This is a genomic window from Ornithinibacillus gellani (assembly GCF_003730295.1).
Lineage (GTDB): Bacteria > Bacillota > Bacilli > Bacillales > Amphibacillaceae > Ornithinibacillus_A > Ornithinibacillus_A gellani.
Window position 1 is genome coordinate 175,482 of sequence record NZ_QTSZ01000051.1, and the last position, 22,945, is coordinate 198,426.

Below are 22,945 nucleotides of genomic sequence, written 5' to 3' on the forward strand. Positions count from 1 at the left end.
CTTCTACCCAAACCCGTGCGACTTTCTGGTAAAGGCATGCGAGTTCCAACTCTAGGCATGCGACTTGGCCCCAAACCCATGCGAATTTCTGGCCAAATTTGTGGAAGAATTTTTTTAAATGAAATGAAGTAGGAATCAGCCCGCCGATTCCTTCCTTTCAACATTATTAATGTTGAAATCGGCCCAAGCCGATTTCATCCTAATCCATTATTCATAACGTTCTATGTAGATAGTCGATTCAGTTGGTGTGAGATAGGCTTGGTCGCCGATTGAGTAGTCCGCGCCATTTCGTTTGTGCTCTGCATAGCGGATGACGGTGTCGTTTTGTACAAATACCAATAAGTAGATGTCGTCGCGCATATCGATGTTGCTTGGATCTTTGAAAGCAAATCCTAATTCCTCTGACATCCCATCTTCCGTGGAGTATGGAGTGAATAAATAGGCTTTGTCCCATTCAAAATTCGTTTGTTCTTGTACTTGTATCTCTGTTTCGTTGTCATCCTTCGTTGCTTTGGCAAATACTTTTTCGAGCTTGTCGGCTTGCTTGGGTCCAAATAGTCCGCAGCCAGCCAGTAAAATAGAAGCAGTGATCATAACGAGCATTATTTTTTTCATCGATCTTTCCCCCCTGGTTCATCCCCTGATTACTAACTAAAAGATGCATTACAGTATTTCACTCGGTTTTCATAGAACTTTTTACACTACCGTTCATCCTATAAAATAAGCGAATCCCCCCACTGTAGAGAAGATTCGCTTTAGATGTCTATCCATTCATGGTTCGTACAGTCGTAGGATTTTCCCGATACTGTAAGCTATTTTTATTCATACCACTGGGTGTGGAAGACACCTTCTTTGTCTTTTCTTTCATACGTATGTGCACCGAAATAATCACGTTGTGCCTGGATAAGGTTGGCAGATAAATTTTCGGAACGATAGCTGTCATAGTAAGCAATTGCGCTTGAAAATGCCGGGATTGCAATACCATGTTTTATCGCAACAGCTACAACCTCGCGTAGTGCAGCCTGATACCCTTCAACAATCTCTTTAAAGTAAGGATCAAGTAACAGGTTAGCAATTTGTGGATCACGGTCATAGGCATCCTTGATTTTTTGCAGGAAGCGAGCCCGGATGATACAGCCGCCACGCCAAATCATAGCGATGTTACCGTATTGCAGATTCCAATCATTTTCCTCGGATTGGACGCGCATTTGTGCAAAGCCTTGTGCGTAGGAACAGATTTTACTCATATAAAGTGCCTTACGAACCGCTTCGATTAATTCTGCTTTGTCACCGTCAAACGTCACTGCTTCCGGTCCACTTAATACTTTGCTCGCTTTTACACGTTCATCCTTCATGGCAGAAATACAGCGCGCAAATACAGATTCTGTGATAAGTGGTAGTGGCACACCAAGGTCGAGGGCGTTTTTGCTTGTCCATTTACCTGTACCTTTTTGACCCGCTTTGTCCAAAATAACTTCTACGAGTGGCTGTCCTGTTTCTTCATCTGTCTTTGTGAAAATATCGGCAGTAATTTCAATCAGATAGCTGTCTAGCTCTCCTGTATTCCATTCCGCAAATACGTCATGTAGCTCGTTTGCATCCAAGCCTAGTACATGCTTCAGGATAAAATAAGCTTCAGAGATTAGCTGCATATCGCCATATTCGATTCCGTTGTGTACCATCTTCACATAATGTCCAGCACCGCTTGGGCCGATATATGTGCTGCATGGCTCGCCGTCGACTTTTGCTGCAATCGCATTGAAAATTGGTTCGACGAGATCATAGGCTTCCTTCTGTCCACCTGGCATAATGGAAGGTCCGTTCAAAGCGCCTTCCTCTCCACCAGAAACACCTGTACCAATAAAATGAATGCCTGTTTCGTCCAGCATTTTATTCCGACGAATCGTATCTTCAAATAGTGTGTTTCCGCCGTCGATTAGAATATCGCCTTTTTCAAGATAGGGCTGCAAGGAAGCAATTGTTGCATCTGTTGCTTTACCAGCCTGTACCATTAATAAAATTTTACGAGGTTTTTCCAAGGAATTTACAAATTCTTCGATGCTAAAGGTGCCAACAAAATTGCGGTCCTTCGCTTCATTTTCCAAAAATTCCTCTGTGCGTGAGGAGGTTCGGTTATACACCGCAACGGAATATCCTCTGCTTTCAATATTCATGGCTAAATTTTTGCCCATTACTGCGAGTCCGATGACCCCGATTTGTTGTTTTGACATATTATTACCCTCTCTGCTAGTGATTATTTAAAGAGCAAAGCGCCTCGTATTTTCCAAGCAATCAGAATGTGAAGATTCTCCATCTTATGATTGCTCGTCCAATCGAATGTAGCCAGCATCTTCATCTGAATGATTCATATCTTCAATTGTATCATTAAACACCTCTATAATTCCAAACTGAGCCTTGCCAGCCCCGTTAAATAAAAAATGCGCTCCCATTTAAAATAACAGTTTTGCTACATAAATGACCATGGTTACGGTTCCTGCACTTGCAATGGTAGAAAATAGGACAATTTGTGCAGCAAATTGCGGATGATTACGATATTCCTGAGCGATGACAGCACTGTTTACGGAAGTTGGCATGGCCGCTGCAATAAATAATGCTTGGGCGATGAGTCCTTTTACCCCGAATCCAAATAAAATAACGAAGGCAATGGCTGGTCCTGCCAATAATCGTAAAAACATACTTATGTAGACGGCAGATAATCCAGTAGTAAATTTTATTTGAGCTACCTGTGCCCCCAATGTAAACAACGCAAAGGCAATCATAGCGTTGGCAATATAATTTGCCGGCACCCAGATAAATTCAGGAATGGGAACCGCATATATATTCAATAAAATCCCCGCTGCCATCGCATACAACACCGGCATGCGGAAATAGCCTAGAATCGCTTGGAGCTTACTTGTGTTCATCGACTGCAATGAAAAAATACCATAGGAAAACAGAAAAATATTTTGCAGGGTTAAAATAATGACCTGAATAGACATGGCTAATGGATCCCCGCGAAATACAAGATCATTTACCGGTACCCCATAATTCCCTGAGTTAAAAAACATCACACTATTCGTAAAGGTCGTCTTTTTTGACCGCTCCAGTCCCATCCAATTACCAATTAGATTGGAAATTACAAATAATACGGCGACATATAGGATGAAAAATAATAAAATATAGCCGAATAGCTGACCAGAAAATTGCGTGCTATACAGTTTCACAAAAATAAATCCCGGCACAAGGAAATAGATATTCATTCGGGCTAACGTCTGAATATCGAGCTCGAACTGACGCTGCATGAAAAATCCAATTCCCATGATAACGAATATCGGTAAAATAATATCCTTTAAAATGATAAATAATTCCATGTCGCACGCTCGTCCCTTTCCAAAACATCGTGTTCCCTTCCCTAGCCGCAGGTAGCATCAAAGCCCCCACAGCCGGGAAAGAGATAGAGCACGAACAGATTCTATTTTTCTATCTGCTATCGTTTCCGTACATCGCAAACCATTGCTGCCAAATGGCAAACTTTTGACCATCCCATTTCAATGTATTGATTATATAGCCGAATGAATCGGCGTGATACAACCCACTGATTTGTTGATAGGCTTGGATTTCATATACGCCATCACGTTCCATATCCACTGGATAAAATCCACTGACCCCATCTGCCATTCCTTGAATCGGTTTTTTCAAGCTCCCGTTTTGATGGTAAATTTGTGATAAATAATCAGCGCTTCTGCCAGCAAGCGAAATCCAATACGTTTTCCCCGTTGCAGGGCTATCTATCTTTACGCGGTATTGGTCCATGAAAGTAACACTGTATTGATTCTCTTCATTATAGGCATTAAAATCAAACAGCTTCTTCGCTTGGTTGTTCCGAAAAGAATAGACATAATTAAACGTCAATGCACCAGAACCGCCGGAATCAATCGTTATGAGAATATCTGATACGCCATCTTTCGTAAAATCACCAAGAAATAGTGTTGGCTGGTATCCGGAATTACCATTTTTATCGAGCGGGATAGGATGGATTCTTTTCGTTGCCCCATCTTGAATGTTTAAGGTTATTTGTGTTACATATGGGCTCGATGGGTCTTCCGATTTTACTGCTGTCAAAAATACGTAATCCATGATGCCGTCCCCGTTCACATCGCCATATGCACCACTGACAATCTCGGGATTAACCGCCCGATAGGGATCCATTTGAAACATATTCATCACTCCTATGCGAATAATCATCGTCTCACCCAGTATATTCATCTATACGGAAAAGTGATTCAATCGCACAAAGGGATGCGTAACTACCAGCAAACCAGCTATTTCTAGCTGGTCTGCTGGCTTTCCCCTATTTATTACAGATTAACTAACCATCCGCGGGGGAAGTGCAAAATCCCCCACGGATTGAAGTTTCACCTTATTACCCTTCTTGCTGACCGGTCTCGTGGCAAATCATTTCATACAGCAGACGAACACCGAATCCGGATGCCCCTGGAACATAATAGCCTGCTTGTTTCCATGGTCTGACGGTGTTTGCCATATCGATATGAACCCATTTATTCCCTTGTTGCACAAAATGCTTCAGGAATAAAGCGGCCGTGATTGCTCCGCCAAATTTGGAGCTGCTATGATTATTGATGTCGGCACAATCACTTGTCAGATAGGTTTCATATTCTTGGATAACTGGCATAGGCCAAACAAAATCACCGGATTTACGTCCAAGTGCTTCATATGTCCAAAGGCTGCTCGGATCATTGCTGAAAACACCAGCGTTTCTTAAGCCAAGTGCCTGACCGATTGTGCCAGTTAAGGTAGCGATATCAATTATCGTTTCTGCTCCCAATTGCTGCGCATACAATATACCATCTGCGAGCACGAGGCGTCCTTCTGCATCGGTATTTCCAACCTCGACTGTTGTCCCATTTGCATACGTAATGACATCAGACGGTAGAAATGCATTAGAACCGGCTACATTGATGGCCATCGGGATAATTGCAACAACATGAACAGGGAGCTGCAGATCCGCGATGAGCTTGATTGCGCCAACGACAGCTGCAGATCCTCCCATGTCCATTTTCATTTCCCCAATATGGCTGCCGGTTTTCACATTTGTCCCACCAGAATCAAATGTGATTCCTTTGCCAACGAGGGCAGTCGGTTTGTCGGTACTATTTTTATACGTCAAAATAGTGGCAGCAGGTGGATGGGCACTTCCTTTTCCAACCACTGCGGTGGCGTGAAAGCCTTTTTCCTCCAGTTTATCAGCTGTAATCACTTCAACTTGGATATCGGTATCGGTAAATTGTTGTTCCAAACGCCCCGCATAACGCTCCGGCGTCAGTATATTTGCCGGTTCATTGCAGAGATCACGGGCAAGCATAACGGCATTTGCACGAGTTTCGGCAAGTGAACAGGCCGCGTTATAACCAGTCGGAAGAATCGTAAGTGCGACTTCCTGTTGCACTGGAGCATCCTGTTTATAGTGGCTAAAGGTATAACCGGCCAAATACCAGCCCTCCATAAAAGCAGTCATTGCCGTCTGAGCAGCCAACTCTTTTACGTGCTGCAGCAAGCCGGACAGCTCTAGTGTTACGTCTGTCGTTGTCACTGCTTTTCTTGCGGTCCCGCCGAGGTAGCGAACATCCTCTTCAGTCCAATCCGCTTTCTGTATTCCGAGTACGATAAATTCCTTGCCTTCTGATTGAATGCATTGCATCTTTCCAAATGCAAGCTTGTCCTCCTGAAGGTGTAATCTTGTTTCTTCACTTGCTTGAGCAAGTGGCAATACGATGGTGTGCACTGGAAGTCCTCCCCTTGTTGTTCATTTCTTAAAATAGTCTGTGTTTACAATAAAACCTTTGTCTCGCCAATTGGCTTGCCGCTATCATTTAAAATGGCTTTGGAGCGAATGGCGAGCAGGCGTTCCATAGTTGCTTCATTATCGTAATTTAATTTTCGCAGGATTTCTGCAACTAAAACAGGCCAAACAAGCTCTGAACCGCTCAGTACTTTTAAGGCAATACTGATTCTCTCTTTGATAAGTGACAAACAATAGACGCCCTGTGCGCCACCTTTGGCAATGATGTTCGGATCTTCTAATAATGCGGTACAGATAAAATCATGGGATGCGACAATTTCCGGATGTGCATGCATTGCTTTGCCAATTTTTTTCACCGCTGTCTGAGTCTTTTCATCGGCAATCAAATCTGGTGCAGCAAATTTCAAATAAGAGACGGCCATGTTTTTCAATGGAATACTAAATACCGGCACCCCACAGCCATCTACACCGATTTTAATGTCTGCTTTTGGTGTTACCGATAGCTCTGACACATGTTGTAAAATTTCCTGTTGCAGGGGGTGGTCAATATCATGATAGCTTTTCAAGTCATAGCCTTTTTCCCTGGCATATGCAAGTAAACCAAGATGCTTCCCGGCACAGTTATGCATTAATTTCCGCTCTTGTTTATGCTCCCATACATAAGCTTTTTTCGGTTCGTCATTCAATGGCAGACTTGCCTGACAAACGAGCAAGTCTTCCTGTATGTCTAATTTTTCCATCAGACGAAGCAATGCTTTTTCCTGGTATGCCTCGCCACGCTGGGATGCCGTAAATAATGCTGCCTCTTCCTGTGTCAGCCCATATTTTTCAATAATGTCCGTTGAAAAAGCAGGAATCGCTTGAATTGGTTTCATGGCAGACCGATAGAATACCGAATGGGTAATGTCCCCTTTTTCGTATAGCACTTCTTGTTTATCATTGATGACCACGATCACACCTTGATGGGTATTCTCTAAGGAACCGCCCCGGTATTCCTCTACGATGACTGGTTGATTATTCATGTTGCTTCCTCTTCTCTTTCGTATAGTTTCTTGTTTTATTGTAACAGGTGGTCCTTCCATTGCGAATGGTTCCTGTTGCATGCTTTTTCATTTATGCTTGCCAGTTGATTTGGATCAAGCGATAGCCAGCTATTTTCTCGACCGTAAAAAGCAGCTGATTTCCCTTTATTTCAAATGGAATTTCCTCACCGCTCGGTAATAGCTGAACCGATTGCACCTGCTTATCTGCAGTTCGCAGTTGAAATGTAGTGTGATACAAAGGAATAATGTCTTCAATCGTATAAATATCCTCTGACCGTTTTTCCGTAATATAGTGCAGCATGTGCAGGATGTTCGCTTGCGTTTTCTCATCTTCATGTAAAGAAGTAAGCAATGTCGATGGACCGTCATGCTGGACAAGTGGCGTATCCAATAATAAAGATACGGCATCCTGGAGCATTTGCTTACACCAAGCTGGACAGTTTTTACGATATATTCTAAAAATTGGATGTGAAAAATAAATCACATTCCCATGTTTCGTAACTGCGGGATGACCAATTTTTCCGCTGGATGGTGCATGCTGGTGAGAGCAAAACGTTTCGCCCTCCCGATTAAAGTACGGCTGCACGGTATCCATCAATGTATCTGCAGTAGTCGGTGAGACCTCCGCACCTTGTCCATACATGACAAATGCTTCTTTTGGCAGTTCTTTTCCAATGGTTTCATTTGGTAACACAAAATCACGATCATATGTAGACGCCCCATGATAGGTATGACCATATAGCGGGTTTTCCTGCCCTATTTGCTGCAAGGATTCATGCGTTCCAATCACTTTTCCACCCCGCTCTACGTAGGTGCGGATTTTTTCCATCAATGCTGCTTGATACGGAATCACATCCGGTAAAATGAGCAATGAATAGGCATCCAAATCCATACTGCTATCAATGATATTAAATTGATAGGATAATTCCTGCAGCATCCGCACCGTTCCAATTAAGGATGGATGCACTCCGCCTCCCGTAAATTCCTCCGGCGTCAGGACAGCCATTTCGACCACGGGCTTGCTGTGTTTACAATACGGTTCCAGCTCCTTTACGCTGCCGTACACATGCCCAATTAAATCATATGCAGCAGGTGAAAGTGTACCGTTTGGATGCAACTGGTCTCCAATCGAACAGGCCGTCCCCATTGCCAGCATCTGAAACACTTCGAATTCAAGAGCAGCTTTGTTTTTTAAGGAATGAAAATCTCCCCAATACGTATGGAACTTTCCAGTCATCCCAATGAGATCTTTATTTAAACAACGGGCATATCTAGCCGTCGCTGGAAAATGATCATAGCCCCAGCCACCACTAGGAAGGGATTCTAGTTCCAAATGTGTATACGAATCCAATGATGCTTTCGCATTCGGCCCAATATGGGAACTATTATAAAAAATCCCGGCATGTGGAACCCTTTCTTTGATCAGCGCAGATATTTCTGCTCGAAACTCATCCAGCATATCCCCAGCATACTGTAGCCGCTCCGATTTCTGTGTCGTATCTATTCCTCTTGCTTCCATCTGTTTCATACAATGTGTACAGTGACAATCCACCCGAAATAAAATATCCATAAACAGCCCGTCTATACGTTCAGGACCAACAACCTCGATGAGATCCAACAGATGCGCCTTGAAATAATCACGATAATCACTATTTAGGCAAATCGTATTGTAAAAATGCGGTTCGGCAACACCTTGTGTATTGATGTAATCGCCATTCTCATCAATCGCCAGCCATTCCGGATGGTTCCTACTAATGTATGCATCCCACTGCACCGTCGTATAAATCGGAACCTTTATCCCTCGACGATGACAGCTATCAATCTGATCCAATAGTAAATTTTCAGCAACCAAATTCGGATGCATCAGATCCGGTCTATTTTTCGACGGATAATAAAGCCATCCATGATGACAACGCGCAAAACATGTGATGGAATCCACATGCGCAGCCTGCAACGTCTCCGCAAACTGTTCCCCATCAAAATCCTTCCCAATATCCGGAATGTGCTCACTCGTATGAAAATCCAAATGTACCTGCCTGTAACTCAACTCTGACATCAACAACCCTCCGACAACAATTCTTACAATCTAAAACACTATTGTACTATTGTACTAAAAATTTTTCATTGTCACCTATTTTTTTGTTTTTTAAATATTGAAAGAAGGATGGAATCGGCACGCCGATTCCCAACAGATTTATTTTTTTGAGGAAAGAAAGCTGTATTGGGAGGAAGTCGCATGCATTCAGGCGGATCTCGCATGACTTGGTGGGGAAGTCGCATGCATTCGAGCGGAACTCGCATGACTTGGTGGGGAAGTCGCATGCATTCGAGCGGAACTCGCATGACTTGGCGGGGAAGTCGCATGCGTTTGTTCGGGCGGAACTCGCATGCCTTGGTGGGAAAGTCGCATGCGTTTGGGTGGAACTCGCATGCCTTGGCGGGGAAGTCGCATGCCTTCGGGCGGTACTCGCATGACTTGGTGGGGAAGTCGCATGCCTTTCACCCAAACTCGCATGCTTCAGCACTAATCTCGCATACGTTTGGTCCAAAGTCGCATGCCTTTGATCGGAAGTCGCATGCATCAAGAGGGAAGAAATCGGCAGCCGCCGATTTCAACATCATTTAATAAGCCCAAACCCTGAATCTCCACTAAAATCGTGCACCGACTTCCCAAACTCGAGTGTCTACGGGTAAACTCGCGCACCGAACGCCTAAACTCGCGCGCATAATCTCCATCTTAGCCCCCGAATCTCTCCAAACAAACAAAGACAAACCTCCTCCCATATGGATGGAATCGGCACGCCGATTCCTACCGAATATCTTCTAATGCTTCCCGATATCAAGCAACCATACAAAAAAGAACTGCGGTACGTGGCCGAAGTTCTTTTTCGTATGGTTAGTTCATTTTATCTGGTAGTGCGTGGATGGAGTCAATTAAGAGATTTAGCTTTCCTTCGATGCGGTGCAGTAAATAAAAGGTTACCGCAACGGGAAAGCCGACCTCTGTTATGAATGGGATCCATGCCTCCATAGGAATGACCTCCTTTTCTCGTTTTAACAAAACAGACCAGCCTGCGTGCTGGTCTGTTTTACCTCGTAATTAGGATAATTCAATTGGTTCTACGGTGCGTTCTACGACACGGGCACCTTTTTTCGCGACAAGTCCGCCGCCTGTGGATGTAAATACATCCTCTGCAAGAAATGCGTCCATTGTAGCGTTGACTTTTTCGGAATCGATTGGTTCAGCAGGATTATCAACTGTATAAGTAACAGTCTTCCCCTCCTCATTCTCAAACTGAAGCTCCAATACTTTAGCCAATGCCTCCACCTCCTTTCCTCACCTATTCCTTTTACCCCGCCAATTACGCTTCTTCGATGTTGAAGCTGTCTCTGCGCTCAATGTTTTGAATTGGATGCTGCTGTAAGCTTGCATAAGCTTCTGCGACTGCGTACAGCTGATCTGTTGTTGCATCAATCTTCACCTGGGTGAACGCTTTTGTTTTGAGAATTGGCTTACCCGTTTCCGAATCCTCTCCTTCGTGAAAAGTAATTCGCAGCTGAGAGTTCATTTTTTCTGCTACTGCCATGGTCTCCACCTCCTTTCACCTATACAATCGTATAAAAAATGAAAAAGGTGGCATCAATAAAAATACTTTTTACAACAGACGCATTTCATCTACATATTTAGACCCAATTCTTCCATTTACGTAAGACGTTTTTCATAGTACAATGAGGAGTGATTCCCTGTTCTAAAAACTTTTGACATGGAATCCATTCTAACTGACAGGTTTAACTTTGATAGGCGGGTCACTGCCTGTCCTCAGCGAGGAGAATGATGATAAATGAAACAGATTCCGTCCCGTTCTGTTAAGCATAAAAAGAGGAAGCTACGAAAAAGGGTTTATTTTATATTCATCCCACTATTTCTATTGTTGTTAGCTGGTGGGTATGGCGGTTATTTGTATTTGAAAGCAGATGCTGTATTCTCTGATTCGTATGTAGACGATGGTCGTGAAAAATCAGACTTGCGAGATAAGATGGTGGATCCGAAATATGATCATGTTTCCGTATTGATTATGGGAGTGGATTCAAGTGATAAGCGTGCAAATGCTGAAAGTTCTCGAACCGATACATTAATGGTCGCGACATTAAATAAAGATGATCACAGTGTGAAGCTATTGAGTATTCCACGTGACTCCTACGTCTATATTCCAGACGTGCAGCGCGAGGATAAAATCAATCACGCTCATGCATATGGCGGTACAAAAGCCACCATTGACACAGTAGAGAATTTACTCGATATTCCAATTGATTACTATGTCAAAGTGAACTTCGAAGCCTTTATTGAGGTGGTAGAAGCTGTGGATGGCATTACGGTTGATGTACCATATGAATTTAAAGAGCAAAACTCTAAGGATAAGGCAAACGCCATTCATTTAATGCCTGGTGTTCAGACATTGGATGGAGAAGAAGCACTTGCCCTTGCTAGAACACGAAAGCTCGACAATGATATTCAGCGTGGTAAACGCCAGCAGGAAATCATTAAAGCAATTGTGAAAAAAGCAGTTTCTGTTAACTCGATTTTAAAATACGATAATATCATTGAAGCAATTGGCGGCAACATGACGACAAATATGCATTTTGATGAGATGAAAAGCTTTATCGCCTATGGAACAAGTGGTGACCTTGACTTTGAAACATTATCTTTAGAAGGTCATGATTATCAACCATCAGGCGTCTATTATTGGCAGGTAGATGAGGTTGCGTTAGGTGAAACGAGAAGAAAACTACAGCAGCATTTGGAAATCACTACATCTGACGACACCAGTTCCATGACGGATACCGCGACACAAGACGAAGCAACGTCCACACCATAGATATACAATTTCGCAGGCGACAATCGGTACACCCGGTTGTCGACTGCTTGTTTATCACAGATTAACTGGCTGTAAAAAACCCCCTTCACTTTATCCAAAAAAATGCTTGCAGAGGGATTCCTTCTACAAGCATTTTTTAGATTACTTATGCCAAAACCCTTTGACGAACTTGGTTAGCGGTTTAAAGTCATTGTTAATCAGGCCTAAGCTTTCAATTAAAATTTGGACCGTCAATATCGCGATGGTAAAGATGAGGATGGATCCCCAAACCGTTGTCATCGAAAATAAAATCGCTGTCACACTAAACATCAGACTCAACCCATAGATGAATAGAACCGTTTGTTTATGGGTAAAACCGAGCTTCATCAAGCGGTGATGCAAATGCGATTTATCCGCACCGGAAATCGGCTGTTTATTAATATACCTTCGTACAATAGCAATTAATGTGTCAGCGATGGGTACCCCTAGAATGAAGATGGGGATGACAAAGGAAATAATGGCTACATTTTTAAAACCGAGCAATGCGAGTACAGATATCATATATCCGAGAAATAGCGCTCCGGTATCCCCCATAAAAATACGCGCGGGGTAAAAGTTATACCGTAAAAATCCAATCGTACTAAAAAACAGGACGATAGCCATCGTAAACACATACACATGGCTGATAATCATTGCCATTGCGGCGATTGTCAGTAATGCGATGGCAGAAACCCCACCGGCAAGTCCATCCATTCCATCTATTAAATTAATTGCATTCGTTATTCCTACAATCCATAAAATCGTAAATACCGTACTAAGTATTCCAAACTCCACTTGACCACCAAATGGTAGATTAATAAATTCTACCTGCAAACCGCCCCCAAAAACAACCACACCGGCAGCAAGCAATTGGCCAATGAGTTTGGCCTTTGGTGACAGTTCAAATAAATCATCCAATATCCCAACTATTAAAACAATCACTGCCCCTGCCAAAATAGCAACATGATATTTCCCTTCCGGCTGGGTAATGATTAATCCAATGATAAAGCTGATAAAAATAGCAATACCACCTAAAGTTGGGATGGGATCTTTATGGACCTTTCGATTATTCGGCAGGTCTGTCCAATTCCATCGTTTAGCAATTTTAATAAAAGCTGGCGTTATCACAAGTGCAATAAACATCGTTAAGCAGGCCAATAAAAACAGGTTAATCATATATCCACCTCATTGTTTAAGCCTGGGGTATGGGTAAAAAAACAAGGAAAAACCGATGAGGACGTATGACTCCGATTGAGCCTTCGACGATATTTCGTCTGATTCCTTGTTATCATACTCCGATATACATTATATCTGTTTTTTGTCAAAATCGCCAATCGATTTTCAAATCTCTCCCAAACGAATCCCATCTCTATTACCATTTATAGCTGCAAAATTAGAATGTATGGAATTATTTGGAGTGGTAAAGCTTATGAATAGGATAAACGTCAATTTTGGGAAAGGCTTGTGAAATGGAATGAAAGTCAGTATAATCGTGCCAGTTTATAATGCAGAAACAACGTTACATCGGTGCATCAACAGCATCCTCAATCAAACCTATTCCGATTTGGAGGTACTCCTTATCAATGATGGGTCAACTGATTTTAGTGGTATCATTTGTGATTCCTATGCAGAGACAGATGCTCGGGTGGTCGTCATGCATCAGTTAAATAGCGGTTCTGCAGCGGCTCGTAATGCCGGTATCCGTGCTGCAACTGGCGATTTTATTCAATTTGTTGATGCCGATGATTGGCTGGAGGAAGAAATGACAGCGCTACTCGTTCAAGCAATGACTCCCGAGCACCAGCTTGTGATTTGTGGATACCAAATGCTTGATGAAACTAAACAGCCGATACGTAGTAAGAAAATACTTCCGGCTATACGTGGCAGCATGGATATGCCGCAATTTTTAAATCATATTGTGCAGCTTTATCGTAATTTCTTACTTGCTTCCCCATGTAATAAACTGTATTGTACGCAAACCATGAAACGACAACAAACCTTTTTCATGGAATCCATCCGTCATGGAGAGGATCTCATTTTTAATTTGGAATATTTATTAGGAAATCCACGGATACAATTCATTCGACAAGCACCGTATCATTATATGATTGGAGCGCAGTCCCCGTTGGTAAAAAAATTCCACCGCCAATCAGCGCGGGATCAGCAATTCATGTTCAATGAGCTAAAGGAGTTCCTCAAGCTGCATGCCTGTTATTCTGATACCAATAAAAAACAATTGGATCGTCTCTATACCAATAGCATATTGCATGCATTAAACGAGTTATTTCATCCTGATACAGCCATGCCGGCAGCCCATCAACAGGAGGCGATTACAGCACTCATTACCAATTCACAGGTCCGGGCACATCTTCCCTATTTCCGTGGAAGTGTACAAGCACGCATCATTGGCTGGCTCATGGATAGACAATCAGTCCGTGGAATTCAGCGGTTTTTTTCCTTCAAGCATATGCTGCAGAAACGAGTAACTTTTTTATATCATGTACTAAGGCGTGCGGGCTAAATAGGACTGGAGCAGGTCGGTCTTGGTTCTACATTTTCTACTCGCATAAATGTCTCGAAGCACCCGCCATCCTATGATATGCTTTACATACATTTTTAAAATCGGGAGGCGGCAGCATGGTATTAAATTTCGCCCATCGCGGCTCATTAACAGATGCCCCAGAGAATACGTTACCTGCATTTTTGCATGCATTGGACCACGGGGCAAAAGCAATCGAATTGGATGTACAGCTAACAAAGGACGGAGCTCTTGTCGTATGTCATGACCATACGTTGAAACGATTTAATCCAGCAGCAACGAAACGCATAAAAGATTGTACACTAGCTGAAATTAAACAAATTGATATTGGCAGCACTTTTTCTGAAGCATATCAAGGGCTTACACTCGCTACGTTAGAAGAGGTACTTGATCTCGTCCCGCCAGATGTCCTGCTTAATATTGAAATTAAAAATATACCTGTACTTTATGAAGGAATTGAACAACGGCTATTGGATTGCCTGAAGCAATACAATCGAATGGAGACTGTCATTATTTCCTCATTTGATCATGTAGCACTTGAAAAGGTACAACAGCTTGCGCCTGACATGGATTTAGGCATGCTGTTTCACTACCGTATCCTGCGTACATGGGATTACGTACGAGAAAGTGGCCTAAGGATACGCAGCATCCATCCCAATCAGGTGTATGTGGATCAAAACTTCGTCCAGCAATGTAAGGCGCTTGGCTATGAAGTTTATCCATATACTGTTTTATCCAAGTCACGTTATGAGGAGCTTCTTTCTTACGGTGTAGATGGTACCTTTACAAACCTGCCATCTATTTTTGGGCAACCCAACGCGTAGATAGACTCATATCCTAGCCGTTATCCACACGCATCGCGAGTATGCTAGATTTGCACCTACGCCATTATCCAAGACTCACCGTATTTTGTTGCATAAGTTTGGATTCCACGGAGTATTATGTCAGCATGAGCTCAAGTTCCTTTATCTCGTCAGATCAATCGGAAGTTCGGCTAAAACCGTCGCTTTGCGCGACAACGCCGAAGCCCCCCGCTTGGCGGGGCGCAGTTTATACGTTGCCAATCGGGCGCTTGCACTTTTATTCGGCTAGCTTAAGCGCCCAGCAACTAGTAAACTTGGGCCTACACGATGTAGGTCATGAAGGCGGTGTCCCAGGATGGGACGGTTTTAGCCTTCCTTCCTTAAAATCTTCCTACGATAAGTCAAATCAATTGGAAGTTCGGCTAAAACCGTCGCTTTGCGCGACAACGCCGAAGCCCCCCGCTTGGCGGGGCGCAGTTTATACGTTGCTGATCGGGCGCTTGCGCTTTTGTTCGGCTAGCTTAAGCGCCCAGCAACTAGTAAACTTGGGCCTACACGATGTAGGTCATGAAGGCGGTGTCCCAGGATGGGACGGTTTTAGCCTTCCTTCCTTAAAATCTTCCTACGATAAGTCAAATCAATCGGAAGTTCGGCTAAAACCGTCGCTTTGCGCGACAACGCCGAAGCCCCCCGCTTGGCGGGGCGCAGTTTATACGTTGCTAAGCGGGCGCTTGCGCTTTTGTAATTTAATGCTACACTTTCTTGAATAAATGCGGTAAAATAAAGGGTAAGTTTTTGATGCTTATGAATATAAGGAGTACGTCGATGAATAAAAAATTAAAAAAATGGGTTGGAATTACCGCTGTTGTTTTGGTTGTGTTACTTTCTGCTGGTATCGGGTATGCTGCTCATCTGTATCAGAAAACGGCATCTGTTATGGGCGATTCCCATGAATCAGTGGGGCGGGAAGATGAAAAATCTGATTTACGTGATGAGGTTGTTAACCCCGTAGAAGACAATGTATCGGTACTAATTATTGGTGTAGACACAAGTGAAAACCGTGACTATGGAGAAGCAAGCCGTTCGGATGCGCTCATGCTTGCCACTTTTAATAAAAAAAGAAATTCTGTCAAGCTACTAAGCATTCCACGTGATGCCTATGTGTACGTGCCAGAGGTCGGTTATAGCACAAAGATCAATCATGCGCATTTCTTTGGTGGGCCTAAAGCTACCATTGAAACCGTTGAGCAGTTTTTAAATGTCCCAGTTGATTATTATGTTCGCGTTAATTTTGAAGCATTCATGGAGGTTGTCGATTCCCTTGGCGGCATCGAATATGATGTTCCATATGAAATGACTGAAATGGATTCCCAGGATCGCCAAAATGCCATTCACCTAATGCCTGGCTTTCAGGAACTAAATGGTGAGGAAGCTTTGGCCCTTGCACGTACGAGAAAATATGATAGTGATATGGAACGTGGCAAGAGACAGCAAGAAATTATCAAGAGTGTTGCCGATAAAGCATCCTCTGCTTCTTCTATCCTGAAACTGGATAATGTTATTGAAGCAGTAGGATCTAATATGCGAACCAACCTAACCTTTGACGATATGAAAAGCTTTCTATCCTATGGTTTAAGCAAAAACATTGCAATCCAAACCGTTAATTTAGAGGGTGAAGGTGGTCGGATGGATGATGGATTATGGTATTTCCATGCAGATGAGGAAAGTGTTGCAGCTGTTCAGGATGAATTGCGTGAACAATTGGATTTACCTGTAGAAAAACGAGAAACAACGAATGACTTCGCCGGTGACAGCAGTCTCGATGGCGATCAAATGCATTAAAAAATAAATGGTTACCGCCTCTGCCAAAACAGCCTGCGGTAACCATTTTTATATGGGCCAGGTTAGCATATAAAAACCGTATGACATGAATAACGCTTCTATCCATGACATACGGTCCAATTATGTTCTTTTTAATAGAATTCGGATCATAAACTCGAATACTTTTGTTATTCGCTTCACGCGGAATGGCTGCTTTAATAAGCGATATAACCACTCCAGGTTCAGGTCAATCCATTTTTGTGGGGCACGAGGAAGCTCACCGACAAACGTATCAAAGCTGCCGCCTACACCCATGAATAGCCCTTTTGAAAACCGATCATAATGCTTGTAAATCCATTTTTCTTGCTTTGGCATACCAAGTGCAACAAAGACGATATCCGCACCAGATTTAGCAATCTCCTCAACAATATGCTCATCCTGATTTCCGATAAAACCATGATGATGCCCGGCAATATGGATGTTCGGATACTGCCGCTCCACCTCCAGGGCCATTTTTTCATTAACATAATCCTTGCCACCAAGGAAATAACAGCTTAGTCCTTGGACATTAGCAAAATTCAATAAATCAAGGACCAGCTCATAGCCTGGGATGCGTTCCGGTAATGGTTGCTTCATGATTTTCGCAGCCTTAATAATCCCGACACCATCTGGAATGACAAAATCCGCATGCTGAACGATTCGTTTGTATTCCTCATCTTCTCTCGTGCGCATGACAATTTCTGGGTTGGCAGTCACGATGAAGCATTTCTGCTGTCGATTGAGTCGGGGAAATAACTCATAATGAAGCAGATTCTTTTTCGTTGTATGGACAAAGTCGATATCCATAATTTGTACGGTGTTTTTTTCTGTCTCTGTCATGCTCTTCGCCTCCCTACCGTTCCGCATCTTTAGCTTTGCACCCTTCTTTGCAAACATCATACCATGATGATTTCATGAAGTGAAACAGGTTTTACGATTCTTGTAAAATACGTTCGACGACGTGCTTGCTTGCATTGCCGTCCTCTAAGCTGCAAAACCGTTCATAAAATGCTTGTCGTTCAGCAGTTGGAGCAAAGCCTGACTGCTCCAATTGCTGAACTGTATCTATTATTTCCATCGTTGACTGTAGTAATGGTCCTGGCGCTTCCTGTTCAAAATCAAAATAAAAGCCACGAAGGTCATCACGATAATCATCTAAATCGTACACAAAGAAAAGTATGGGACGCTTCAGTATGGCATAATCGAAAAATACCGAAGAATAATCGGTAATTAATATGTCAGCTAACAGGTACAAATCCTTGATATCCCCATATGTGGAGAAATCATAGGCAAAGCCTTCCAGCCCTGTTAAATCGAGGTTTTCAGCCACTAAATAATGGAGTCTGAGCACCAGCACATAGTCTTCCCCAAGCTCCTTCTGCATCCGCTTCATATCCAATTGAATTTCAAATTTATATTTACCGACGTCATAAAATTGATTATCACGCCAAGTCGGCGCATATAAGATTACTTTTTTATCCGTTGGAAGCTGGCAGGCTTTCTTTAGCTGCTCTACCGTTTCCATGTTGTTTTGATTTGTTAGTACATCATTTCGCGGATAACCAAATTCCAATACTTCTTTCTTAAAATCAAATGCCCGACGAAAAATTTCCGTAGAATAAGCATTGGGAGACAGTAACATGTCCCATTTGGCTGCTTCCTCCAGGAAGTTTCTCTTATATCTTTCCGTATCCGTTCCTGGCATATATACCGCATCCATATCTGCCGCTAACCGCTTCAATGGCGTGCCATGCCATGTTTGAACATACATGGTTCCCTTTCGTTTTGGAAGCCATTGCGGCATCCTGGCATTGACAATCCAATAACGCGCCCGGGCCATCTTGCATATCCAAGCAAATGAGAAGCGGCGCAGATAAGGCAGCTGCTGCTGGGCAAACAGCTCTGTATGCCGCCGATCTGCACTCCAATATAGCTCCAGCTCTGGATAATGGGTACGCATATATTCATAGATTGCTCTAGGGTTATCACTATACTGCTTCCCGTGAAAGCTTTCAAAGATAACGAGCTGCTTGCGGACCGGCAATAAACTGGCTAATAGAAAACAAGCTTTTAGCAGTCCAATCACAAGCGGCCCCCTTCGCAATCGGATGATGAATCGTTTGATCTTCAATTCCAACTACCACCTACATCATAATTTACTATTTCTTCCCGTTCGATGTATGAAAGACGGCATCCACGACACGCTTGGTCGCATGTCCATCTTCCAGTCCACAGAATCGTTCACGGAAACGGGTATATTTTTCTTCATATGTCTGCTTTACTTGTGCAATATTTTCAATCGACGTAACAATCTCTTCTGTATTGTAAACAAGCGGACCTGGTGCTTCTGCCTCCAAATCCATATAAAATCCACGCAGACTATCCCGATAATGCTCTAAATCATAGGTGAAAAACAGCATCGGTTGACTCGTATTTGCAAAATCAAACATTACCGAAGAATAATCGGTGATCAATACGTCAGAAATGAGTAAAAGCTCCTGCATATCCGGATAATTGGATACATTATGAGCAAACTCTTCCCACTCTTCTTCCAACGTTAATTTCGAACTAACAACTACATGCATCCGCAGCAGCAGTACATAGTCATCTGCTAAGCGTTCTTGCATTTGCTGGATATCCATTTCCAATTCAAAGGCGAAGCGATTCTTCTTTCCCTTTTGGTCATCACGAAATGTCGGCGCATATAAAATGATTTTTTTATCCGCTGGTATTCCAAGTTTATTACGAATTCGCTCTTTCATTTCCTCTTGATTTGGCTGATAAAAAATATCATTTCGTGGATAGCCTACTTCGAGCACCTCTCCATTATAATGGAAAGCACTACGGAATGCCTTCGTGGCGTAGCTGCTCGGTGAAACTAAATAATCCCAATTTTTCACTGCATTACCTACACGTTCCACATAATCATCACTTCGACCATGCACTTCTTCTATATCATACAGCATCTTTTTCAGCGGCGTCCCATGCCATGTCTGCAAATACGTCGTTTGCGGACGTTTCTTTAGATAGGTTGGGAAGTTCTGGTTATTTACCCAGTAGCCAGCTTTTGCCAAATAATAATAATATCTTGGACTTAGCCGTTTTACAGAAATTGTGTTCGTATCATCAAAACGAACATTTTTATTATGAATCCAGACCTTACGATAATTAAGTTTTCTACTAACTATTTCCTCATAAACAAAACGCGGGCTATCCGCATATTGTTTCCCAATACCACTTTCAAACACAATTAGATTTTTATCTACCTTGGTAAAACGTTTTGCAAGTCGATAAAATAATTTCATCATTGGAAAATAGTATTTACTTTTTCTCCACCGTCTGAATATAGTTCGTATAATCTCATTTTGGCGTAGTTTGTCCACAAACTTTTTACCTTTTGCATTTGAAACCGCCCGGTAAATACGTTCGGAGCTTTTCTGATCTTTGTACTTCAGAAACTTGTCTGCTTTAGCTATATGCAAATCTTTCATCATAAATGCAGACTTCGCATAATGTTTGACAAGTGAAATGATATCACTTTCTTCATAAACAATTTCACCCGGCAAATCTTCATCTAAATTCAAGTGTGAACCTTTTTTACCTATATAACGTTTCCGATCAAACTGATAATAAATAATTGGCTTGTTTAGAAAACTAAAATCAAATGCCACACTTGAATAATCCGTTATCATCATGGCACTTTCCTTTAGTAAATCCTGTACATCCACCTCGCCCTGACTAATGACCTTTACAGGGGAATCCTTAAAATAGTGGGTAAATCGTTGCATATTTGGATGCAAACAAAATACGATTTCAAAACCGTACTGTGATGCAAGTTGATGTAATGCTGGATCATTCACTAACTCTTGGTAACGACGCAAATAATCGCTTTCCAAAAATTGTTCATCATTGACGAGCCATTCTCGCCAGGTTGGAATAATAAGCAATTGCTGCTTCAAAGGGATATCCTGCTCGAATAAACTATCAAACCTAGAAAGACCAGTTACTTTCACCTCACTAGGGTAATAACCAAAATCATTAATAATTAATTTTTTTTCAAAATCCGAGCTCACCAAGAATAGATCTGTGTCAAAACTATTTGAGTTCTTTCCATAAAAATGTATAACATTTTTAGTTCCAATCACACCATGTTGAATAAAGACCTTTAACCCTTTAACTTTGTGCTTAAATTCATCTGTTCGTAAAGGGTACAAATAATCTGGATGATGGGAACCTATAATTCTTCTTGCCATTAACGTGTATAAAATATGCTTTTTTGATTTATAAATAAGTGTATTCCCATATGGTTTTACATTTTTTAATTCGGGGGAATCTGATTCAATTACATAATACACTTGTTTATCTGGATGTTTTTCACGCATATATTTAAAAAAACGATATCCAGTATCTTGTGCTTTATACGGCCTTTCTCCAACAACCCATATATCCTTCTTCCAATAAAAAGGTCTTAATATCCAATACCAGCGCATGATTCGCTTTAAATAACGATACGTATCTGCGGCAAATTCATCCACTTGAAGAGAAAGATTTTTGTATTTAATCGTATAATAAGGGCTTATTGACAAAATTTGATTTCCAACACGGGCAAAAGAAGATTTCATGCGAAAACGAGCCCAAAATCTCGGTTTTCCAACACGAACCATGATAGGTTCCGAAATATCATTATAATCCATTACAAAAAACAGATCATAAATATCTCCTTCTAGTTGCGCCTGTTCGAAAACTTGATCAAGATTAAAGGATATTTGAAAGTAATAACGATTTAAACCGAACTTTCTTTTGACGTCCTCTGTAATTTGTTCATAAGTTACAGGTATATTAACTTCCTTGCCGGTTTCCCGCCCTTTTAGCAGCAAATGACAAGATTCAATCCAAGAGTTTTTAGTAAATACACGACCATCCAAAAACATTTGATTATGTTTAAATTTCAAATGATTTATTTGTGTTTTAGTGCTTGGACTTAATGGTTTATTTACAGCGAAGGAGAGATTCCCTTTCACCGTTTTATACAGTACACCTGTATTTCCATTGATACTAACAACATCTAATTTTGAAAATATGGATTCCTGAAAACGTCCAAACCGCATCTGGTACTCGATATATTCCTTACCTGCTTCATCAAGCTGCGGAGAAGACTTCTGTAGTAATTTATTATAACTATTTTTACTTACATCTTCCGTATACACACGTATATGTAAATATAAATCATAAATATCTTCTTCATCTGATACAAATAGTTCTTCTTGAAATTCATTTAAAGAAAAATCAAATTCAAAGTAATTACTTTGTTTTTTTGATTTTATCAGTATTTCTATATCTGTTGTACGAGAAACGAAGTATAGTCCTCGCACTTGATAATTTGAATTATTTAAGTTTCCGTGAATATAATAGTTCTGCGATTTTTGCTGAATGACTAGAGATTGTTTAAGCCTTTTCTTATTAGATTTCTTTTTAAAAAATTGCATTTACTAAACCACCTACATCTTATTCGTAAAGATTATTATAATACATCACTTATTAGAATTCCCCATTTCACTACAGATTTAATCAAAGTGTAACAATTTATATTGAAATAATCAGGTGATAAGAAGCTTCCCATTTATTGTTAAAAGTTTCAGTTTATACCATAAATCTTATCATAGAAAAACCCCGTCAAGGAAAGAGTCCTATATGTAATGAAGGACACCATATGATGTGAATATGTAAGAAACTTAATATTAAAGAGGGTTTTTTTATTCTCTACTCTTAACTAGATATAATAAAATAAGTTATTTGGTACGCTTAAACCATTTACCCTTTCTTTCAGAATAGAAGCAGTTATAAACAGTTCGAAAGTAATCGAGTAGGAGGGAGTGATTAACTCCCGTCCTCTCACACCACCAGTACGTACCGTTCGGTATACGGCGGTTTCATTTAAGTCCAACGCATTGTTTCATATCTGTTTAAAAGACTTTTCAAACCTA

19 protein-coding genes are annotated in these 22,945 nt (G+C 41.6%); 4 read left to right on the plus strand and 15 right to left on the minus strand.

Annotated features, from left to right (window positions below; all coding sequences use genetic code 11):
* Positions 1–207: 207 nt before the first annotated feature.
* From DX933_RS16585 to DX933_RS16635, 11 genes are all read right to left on the minus strand, one after another.
* Entirely contained in the window at positions 208–615 is a 408-nt protein-coding gene (locus DX933_RS16585; protein ID WP_123317541.1) for a lipoprotein, read from the minus strand.
* Positions 616–818: 203 nt separating this feature from the next.
* Positions 819–2,231, minus strand: coding sequence for an NADP-dependent phosphogluconate dehydrogenase (gene gndA / locus DX933_RS16590; RefSeq protein ID WP_123317542.1), 1,413 nt, complete (start codon positions 2,229–2,231; stop codon positions 819–821).
* A gap of 84 nt (positions 2,232–2,315) precedes the next feature.
* A complete protein-coding gene (locus tag DX933_RS18775; protein WP_263363207.1) occupies positions 2,316–2,450 on the minus strand; it encodes a hypothetical protein in 135 nt (44 codons plus the stop codon).
* Positions 2,451–3,371, minus strand: coding sequence for an AEC family transporter (locus DX933_RS16595; RefSeq protein ID WP_123317543.1), 921 nt, complete (start codon positions 3,369–3,371; stop codon positions 2,451–2,453).
* Between the two features lie 109 nt (positions 3,372–3,480).
* Complete coding sequence (locus tag DX933_RS16600; protein WP_123317544.1) at positions 3,481–4,218, minus strand: FG-GAP repeat domain-containing protein; 738 nt, start codon at positions 4,216–4,218, stop codon at positions 3,481–3,483.
* A 205-nt stretch (positions 4,219–4,423) separates the two neighbouring features.
* Complete coding sequence (locus DX933_RS16605; RefSeq protein ID WP_123317545.1) at positions 4,424–5,803, minus strand: M17 family metallopeptidase; 1,380 nt, start codon at positions 5,801–5,803, stop codon at positions 4,424–4,426.
* Between the two features lie 44 nt (positions 5,804–5,847).
* Positions 5,848–6,843, minus strand: coding sequence for an asparaginase (locus DX933_RS16610; protein WP_123317546.1), 996 nt, complete (start codon positions 6,841–6,843; stop codon positions 5,848–5,850).
* Positions 6,844–6,934: 91 nt separating this feature from the next.
* The gene (locus DX933_RS16615; protein ID WP_123317547.1) at positions 6,935–8,920 is read right to left on the minus strand and encodes an alpha-amylase family protein; all 1,986 of its coding nucleotides are present in this window, start codon (positions 8,918–8,920) and stop codon (positions 6,935–6,937) included.
* An 840-nt stretch (positions 8,921–9,760) separates the two neighbouring features.
* Complete coding sequence (locus tag DX933_RS16625; protein WP_123317549.1) at positions 9,761–9,895, minus strand: YvrJ family protein; 135 nt, start codon at positions 9,893–9,895, stop codon at positions 9,761–9,763.
* Between the two features lie 69 nt (positions 9,896–9,964).
* Entirely contained in the window at positions 9,965–10,183 is a 219-nt protein-coding gene (locus tag DX933_RS16630; RefSeq protein ID WP_123317550.1) for a DUF2922 domain-containing protein, read from the minus strand.
* Between the two features lie 43 nt (positions 10,184–10,226).
* Positions 10,227–10,451, minus strand: coding sequence for a DUF1659 domain-containing protein (locus DX933_RS16635; protein ID WP_123317551.1), 225 nt, complete (start codon positions 10,449–10,451; stop codon positions 10,227–10,229).
* Positions 10,452–10,706: 255 nt separating this feature from the next.
* Here DX933_RS16635 and DX933_RS16640 point away from each other — a divergent pair, with 255 nt between their 5' ends.
* On the plus strand, positions 10,707–11,741 hold the full coding sequence (locus DX933_RS16640) for an LCP family protein (protein ID WP_190279571.1): 1,035 nt from the start codon (positions 10,707–10,709) through the stop codon (positions 11,739–11,741).
* A 141-nt stretch (positions 11,742–11,882) separates the two neighbouring features.
* Here DX933_RS16640 and DX933_RS16645 read toward each other — a convergent pair whose 3' ends face one another.
* Positions 11,883–12,935: an MraY family glycosyltransferase gene (locus DX933_RS16645; RefSeq protein WP_123317552.1), complete on the minus strand. Its 1,053-nt coding sequence runs from the start codon at positions 12,933–12,935 to the stop codon at positions 11,883–11,885.
* Positions 12,936–13,233: 298 nt separating this feature from the next.
* Between DX933_RS16645 and DX933_RS16650 the strand changes: the two genes are divergently transcribed.
* The 3 genes from DX933_RS16650 (at position 13,234) to DX933_RS16660 (ending at position 16,943) form a co-directional block, all read left to right on the plus strand.
* Positions 13,234–14,280: a glycosyltransferase family 2 protein gene (locus DX933_RS16650; RefSeq protein WP_123317553.1), complete on the plus strand. Its 1,047-nt coding sequence runs from the start codon at positions 13,234–13,236 to the stop codon at positions 14,278–14,280.
* A 116-nt stretch (positions 14,281–14,396) separates the two neighbouring features.
* Positions 14,397–15,122, plus strand: a complete 726-nt coding sequence (locus DX933_RS16655; RefSeq protein WP_123317554.1) for a glycerophosphodiester phosphodiesterase — start codon at positions 14,397–14,399, stop codon at positions 15,120–15,122.
* A gap of 804 nt (positions 15,123–15,926) precedes the next feature.
* The gene (locus tag DX933_RS16660; protein ID WP_123317555.1) at positions 15,927–16,943 is read left to right on the plus strand and encodes an LCP family protein; all 1,017 of its coding nucleotides are present in this window, start codon (positions 15,927–15,929) and stop codon (positions 16,941–16,943) included.
* Positions 16,944–17,063: 120 nt separating this feature from the next.
* Here DX933_RS16660 and DX933_RS16665 read toward each other — a convergent pair whose 3' ends face one another.
* The 3 genes from DX933_RS16665 to DX933_RS16675 all read right to left on the minus strand — a co-directional run bounded on the left by DX933_RS16665 (position 17,064) and on the right by DX933_RS16675 (position 22,447).
* Entirely contained in the window at positions 17,064–17,801 is a 738-nt protein-coding gene (locus tag DX933_RS16665; protein WP_123317556.1) for a WecB/TagA/CpsF family glycosyltransferase, read from the minus strand.
* Positions 17,802–17,892: 91 nt separating this feature from the next.
* Positions 17,893–19,092 carry a CDP-glycerol glycerophosphotransferase family protein gene (locus DX933_RS16670; RefSeq protein WP_223806015.1) on the minus strand — a complete coding sequence of 400 codons (1,200 nt, stop codon included), beginning with the start codon at positions 19,090–19,092 and terminating at the stop codon, positions 17,893–17,895.
* A gap of 28 nt (positions 19,093–19,120) precedes the next feature.
* Complete coding sequence (locus DX933_RS16675) at positions 19,121–22,447, minus strand: CDP-glycerol glycerophosphotransferase family protein (protein WP_123317558.1); 3,327 nt, start codon at positions 22,445–22,447, stop codon at positions 19,121–19,123.
* Between the last annotated feature and the right edge of the window lie 498 nt (positions 22,448–22,945).

What these genes read in the sequence shown, in the direction of transcription:
- DX933_RS16585 (WP_123317541.1), bottom strand. Translation starts at nt 615, where the DNA reads ATGAAAAAAATAATGCTCGTTATGATCACTGCTTCTATTTTACTGGCT.
- gndA (WP_123317542.1), bottom strand. Translation starts at nt 2,231, where the DNA reads ATGTCAAAACAACAAATCGGGGTCATCGGACTCGCAGTAATGGGCAAA.
- DX933_RS18775 (WP_263363207.1), bottom strand. Translation starts at nt 2,450, where the DNA reads ATGGGAGCGCATTTTTTATTTAACGGGGCTGGCAAGGCTCAGTTTGGA.
- DX933_RS16595 (WP_123317543.1), bottom strand. Translation starts at nt 3,371, where the DNA reads ATGGAATTATTTATCATTTTAAAGGATATTATTTTACCGATATTCGTT.
- DX933_RS16600 (WP_123317544.1), bottom strand. Translation starts at nt 4,218, where the DNA reads ATGTTTCAAATGGATCCCTATCGGGCGGTTAATCCCGAGATTGTCAGT.
- DX933_RS16610 (WP_123317546.1), bottom strand. Translation starts at nt 6,843, where the DNA reads ATGAATAATCAACCAGTCATCGTAGAGGAATACCGGGGCGGTTCCTTA.
- DX933_RS16615 (WP_123317547.1), bottom strand. Translation starts at nt 8,920, where the DNA reads ATGTCAGAGTTGAGTTACAGGCAGGTACATTTGGATTTTCATACGAGT.
- DX933_RS16625 (WP_123317549.1), bottom strand. Translation starts at nt 9,895, where the DNA reads ATGGAGGCATGGATCCCATTCATAACAGAGGTCGGCTTTCCCGTTGCG.
- DX933_RS16635 (WP_123317551.1), bottom strand. Translation starts at nt 10,451, where the DNA reads ATGGCAGTAGCAGAAAAAATGAACTCTCAGCTGCGAATTACTTTTCAC.
- DX933_RS16640 (WP_190279571.1), top strand. Translation starts at nt 10,707, where the DNA reads ATGAAACAGATTCCGTCCCGTTCTGTTAAGCATAAAAAGAGGAAGCTA.
- DX933_RS16645 (WP_123317552.1), bottom strand. Translation starts at nt 12,935, where the DNA reads ATGATTAACCTGTTTTTATTGGCCTGCTTAACGATGTTTATTGCACTT.
- DX933_RS16650 (WP_123317553.1), top strand. Translation starts at nt 13,234, where the DNA reads ATGAAAGTCAGTATAATCGTGCCAGTTTATAATGCAGAAACAACGTTA.
- DX933_RS16655 (WP_123317554.1), top strand. Translation starts at nt 14,397, where the DNA reads ATGGTATTAAATTTCGCCCATCGCGGCTCATTAACAGATGCCCCAGAG.
- DX933_RS16660 (WP_123317555.1), top strand. Translation starts at nt 15,927, where the DNA reads ATGAATAAAAAATTAAAAAAATGGGTTGGAATTACCGCTGTTGTTTTG.
- DX933_RS16665 (WP_123317556.1), bottom strand. Translation starts at nt 17,801, where the DNA reads ATGACAGAGACAGAAAAAAACACCGTACAAATTATGGATATCGACTTT.
- DX933_RS16675 (WP_123317558.1), bottom strand. Translation starts at nt 22,447, where the DNA reads ATGCAATTTTTTAAAAAGAAATCTAATAAGAAAAGGCTTAAACAATCT.